At 63.9% G+C, this 3,905-nt stretch carries 3 protein-coding genes; 2 read left to right on the forward strand and 1 reads right to left on the reverse strand.

Annotated features, from left to right (window positions below; genetic code table 11):
- Positions 1 to 426: 426 nt before the first annotated feature.
- A complete protein-coding gene (serS, locus tag NZM16_RS05005) occupies positions 427 to 1,704 on the forward strand; it encodes a serine--tRNA ligase (RefSeq protein WP_366946142.1) in 1,278 nt (425 codons plus the stop codon).
- 276 nt (positions 1,705 to 1,980) lie between these two features.
- The gene (locus NZM16_RS05010) at positions 1,981 to 3,078 is read left to right on the forward strand and encodes a ribonuclease H-like domain-containing protein (RefSeq protein ID WP_295479045.1); all 1,098 of its coding nucleotides are present in this window, start codon (positions 1,981 to 1,983) and stop codon (positions 3,076 to 3,078) included.
- Between the two features lie 182 nt (positions 3,079 to 3,260).
- On the opposite strand, the gene NZM16_RS05015 is transcribed toward NZM16_RS05010, so the two are convergent.
- Positions 3,261 to 3,905, reverse strand: a 645-nt coding sequence (locus NZM16_RS05015; RefSeq protein ID WP_295479048.1) for a hypothetical protein, incomplete at its 5' end; no start/stop codon positions are given.

The following is a 3,905-nucleotide window of genomic DNA, read 5'->3' on the forward strand; positions in this document are numbered from 1 at the left end:
CGGCCCACCCGATCCCTAACACTGCCGTGAGGTGGCGTGGGAAGAGGGGATGAAGAGGAGTGGAATCATCCCACCTCGTCCGGCAAGCTGCCAACTGCGTAACTCCTCATTGAGTTTGACGGGAATCTTCACTCCGATTTATGGTTATAACAAGCTCGGGGTGCTTTGTCGCAAACGCAGGGCTCGAACGATGAGAGTCTTGGGGAAGGATAGGGAATGGTGAAGCCGCTTGATCTAACGGATGGACTCTCTGGCCGTTTCCGTGACGTTCCGCCGGGCAGGCTTCGACAGGGGACGATCGCGCAAATTCGGTGAATCCCAGGTCCCTTTATCCAGAGGATCTTTCAGGCGAGCGAGGTGCCGAAGGCGGCTCCGCCCGCCTCCCTCAGTTGGATGAGGGGAAATTTGTTTAACGAGGTGAACACTATGCTGGACGTGGAGCGCATCCGGCGCAATCCCGAGGAGATCCGGATTGGACTTCAGCATCGAGGGGAATCCCCGGATCTGGTGGATCGTTTTCTGGAGCTGGACGAAGCATATCGGGCGACGTTGCAGGAAGTGGAGCGGTTGCGGGCGGTGCGCAATCAGGTCTCCCGGGAGATCGGGAAGATGCCGCCGGGCCCGGAGCGGGAGGCCCGGATTGTGGAGATGCGGGAACTGGGCGAACGCTTGGTTGCCGAGGAGGCGCGGCTCCGGGATCTGGAGGCGCAGCGGGAGGAGCTTTTGCTACAATTCCCGAACATCCCACATCCCAGTGTCCCCGTGGGCTCGGACGAATCGGCTAATCGGGTGGTGCGGGTGGAGGGGGAGATCCCGGAGTTCGATTTCCCGCCGCTTCCCCATTGGGAGCTGGGGCCTCGCCTGGGGTTAATCGATTTCGAACGGGGGGTCAAGCTCTCCGGAAGTCGCTTTTACGTGCTGTGGGGATTGGGCGCGCGCCTGGAGCGCGCCCTGATCCAGTGGCTTCTGGACCTTCACACCCAGGTCCATGGCTACCTGGAGGTCTATGTGCCCTTCGTGGTCAAGCGCGAGGCGCTGGTAGGGGCTGGCCAGCTGCCCAAATTCGAGGACAATCTGTATCACGACGTGGAAGATGACATCTGGCTGGTCCCCACCGCCGAGGTGCCCCTCACCAACCTGCACCGTGACGAGATCCTGGAGGCGGACCAGCTGCCTCTCTACTACGTGGCGTATACGCCGTGTTTTCGCCGGGAGCGGATGTCCGCCGGACGGGATGTGCGGGGGATCAAGCGCGGGCATCAGTTCGATAAGGTGGAGCTATATAAGTTCACCACGCCGGAGACCTCCTACCTGGAGTTGGAGAAGATGGTAGAGGATGTGGTGGACACCTGCCGACGCCTCGGGTTGCCGACCCGCGTGGTGGAGATCTGCACAGGGGATCTGGGTTTTGCGGCGGCGAAAACTTACGATGTGGAAGTTTACGCAGCGGGCTGCGGGGAGTGGCTGGAGGTGAGCTCGGTGAGCAACACCGAGGACTTTCAGGCCCGGCGGGCGAACCTGCGCTACCGGCCGCGCCCGGGCGCGCGCCCGCGTTATATGCACACCCTCAACGGCTCCGGCCTGGGCCTGCCCCGCACGGTGATTGCGATCCTGGAGAATTACCAGCAGCGGGACGGCAGCGTCGTCGTCCCGGAGGTCCTGCGCCCGTATATGGGTGTAGAGGTCCTGCGCGGCCCACGGTGACTGAAAGGGCACTTCGAGAGGTCGTCCCTCTGGTCAGTGGTGTAGCCATTCATTCGGATGGGATGGGCTGCCTTCAGTGGCCTGTCCCGAATCGCATCCACCAGAACCTCCGGGTGGACAAGCTCGCCGGAGAACTCGCTCAGGTCCTATCCGTTCATCCAGAGCGTGAACATGGAATCCCTGGAAGCGCGATGGCGTTGGCTTCGCGGAGACCGTTCCAATCGAAGGGAATCCGCTCATCCTCCAGAAGGCGGGGTCCATGGGTGGGAGGAATCCGTGCCCCTGTTCACGTGGCACGGGGATCTCCCGCTGGAGGCCTGGCGGACGGTCCCGCGGGGTGCGGTGGCGACTCTTGCGGGCCATCCGGACTGGCTGGATATCCCCTTAGAGGGCGTGCTGTTCCTGGATACGGAGACAACCGGGTTGGTGGGAGGCGCCGGAACGCTGATCTTCCTCATCGGCTTTGCCCGGCTGGAGGGCGAAGCGCTGGTCTTCCGCCAGCTCTTCCTAGCGGATCCAGCAGCGGAGCCGGCGTTCTGGCAGGCCTTCCTCGCTTTGACCCGGGGGGTGCAGGGCTTGGTGACCTTCAACGGGCGGGGCTTCGATCTTCCACTGATCGAGATGCGTCTTGCCATCCACCGGCTTCGCTGGCCTGGCCTGGATGTCCCGCACTGGGATCTTTTACCGACCGCCCGTCGCCTCTGGCGGCGCCGTCTTCCCTCGCGGGCGCTGACCGCCCTGGAGGAGGCGGTGCTGGGGCTGGAGCGTTCCCCCGACGATGTGCCGGGTTATGAGATCCCTTCCCGTTACTGGTCCTATCTGCAGACCCGAAGCTTGGAACCACTAGAAGGGGTGTTCGCCCATAACCGCCAGGATGTGCTCTCCATGGTGATCCTGGCTGCCCGACTGGCCCATTTGTTCGAGGCCCCCGAGATGGACCCGGCGGTCCGAGGATGGGACTGGATGCAGCTGGGCCGGTGGTATCAAGAGAGCGGGCGCTGGGAGGCGGCGGAGCGGGCCTTCCGTCGGGCGCTGGAGGAGGGATGGGAGGACCTGGAGCTACGTCGGGCGGCCTGGCATGCTCTGGGAACCCTGTTACGTCGGATGGGACGCCTGGAGGAGGCCGCAGGGGTCTGGCAGGAGTGGGCTCGCGAGTTCCCTAACGAGGTGTTGCCGGCGGCCCGGCTGGCCCGCTACTACGAACGCATCCAACGGGATCCCCTGGAGGCCCGTCGCTGGGCTCAGATCGCCCTCAAACGGATCGATCTCCAGGGCGATCCGGCGCGCTGGTGGAGCTTGCGGGAGAGCCTGACACGCCGCCTTAACCGCCTGGGCGATGTCCTGCTATGGGCGGACTCCGAAGAGCGAGCGTGAGGGCCAGCGGCCTGAGGGTAGAGACCGGTTCCATTATCGCCTCAGCGAGATGATCGCCTTGCCTACCCCCAATTAGCGAGCGAAAGAGGAGCCCATCCCCAGCAGCGGTGCGAATAGGCCGTAGAAAGAAAACAAAAAGCCCGTGGGATTTTACCACGGGCCTTTTGTTGTCCTTAAGGGTTCTATAGCATAGATTCGGGGATTTCGTGAGGGGCGAAGGGGCGGCCATCCCTCAGCCACCATACTCCTCGGGTGCGAGCTGCTCGCGCTGCCAGCCCATGCATCTCCGGGCCCGCCACCACGGCTCGCACCTCCGCCTGCGGAAGCGCTTTCTGCAGCGCCTCCGCCCGTTCAGCCGCTCGCTTCACATCGTTCGTGTCGATCGTGGCGGAGACCTCCACGACCAGATAAGCCTCTCCCTCGCCTTCCCGCTGACGTCCCCGAACGATGATATCTGCCACTTCCAGACTGTCAGCCTCCTCTGGGGTGATAGCTCCCTGGGCTTCGAGGGCTTCCAGCAGCGCTCCTCGTTCCTCTGGAGAGAGGATATGGGGATCCCGGATCAGATGGCGATAGCGGCGGGGGAGGGTGCGATATTCTTTCTCCACCTCATCCCCCCGAAGCCGCCCCTCGATGCGATCCACTCGTTCGGTGAGGCGGCGAACGGTCTCGACCAGCTCCGCCACCTGCTCCTCCGTGCGCCGCTGGGCTTCGGCCAGCTGCTCCACCCGTTCCGTCAGCCGCCGCTGGGCTTCGGCGAGTTCGGCGAAGCGGCGGTCGGTCTCGGCCCGGTGGGCGACGAATTCTTCGGAAGGGCCGCGCTGGGC

The organism is Thermoflexus sp. (assembly GCF_025055495.1).
Taxonomy (GTDB): domain Bacteria; phylum Chloroflexota; class Anaerolineae; order Thermoflexales; family Thermoflexaceae; genus Thermoflexus.